Origin of the sequence: Halalkalibacter flavus, assembly GCF_036663575.1 — a bacterium.
GTDB classification, from domain to species: domain Bacteria; phylum Bacillota; class Bacilli; order Bacillales; family Bacillaceae_D; genus Halalkalibacter; species Halalkalibacter flavus.
The window spans coordinates 1-544 of the sequence record NZ_JAWRVK010000120.1; the positions used below are offsets into that span (position 1 = coordinate 1).

Annotated in this window: 1 protein-coding gene; it reads left to right on the forward strand. The window is 26.5% G+C overall.

The window, feature by feature from the left end; translation table 11 throughout:
* Positions 1-173: 173 nt before the first annotated feature.
* Positions 174-544, forward strand: a 371-nt coding sequence (locus SAY88_RS26145) for a CBO0543 family protein (RefSeq protein WP_431308921.1), incomplete at its 3' end; no start/stop codon positions are given.

A 544-nucleotide genomic window follows, 5' to 3' on the forward strand; every position in this document is an offset into this window, starting at 1 on the left:
ATAATGGAATAGCACTTGGTAGTTAAAGTAATGGGCATAATTATAATGACTTAAACGGAATGTTATGATCTTTACTATTTTTTGAAAATGTATCAGAGAATAAAATTACAAATAATATAAAAAAATATAACACTGACATATACATGACAAATTACATAAGGAATGAATGACAAGTGCATATTATTTACAATTTTTTATTTTTATTGGCTGGTTGGCGTTGGGGAGATTGGAGGAATTGGGAGAAATATTACCCTACAATTCTCTTCTTTATTATAAATGACTTAATCCATAATTTTTTATGTTATAATCATCAACTTTGGCACTTTCAAGAGAGTATATTTCCTTTGCCATTTCTTAACCATACAATGATCTCATTGATGATAATGTTGATTTGGTATCCTGCTACCATTTTGATTTATCTACATTATTTCTTCAAAACAAATAAATGGAAAACAAGAATATTTCATTTTATTTTTTGGGTTTTGCTATACGCTTCAATTGAAATTATAAATATTCATTTAGGATTAATTTCTCATCACAATGG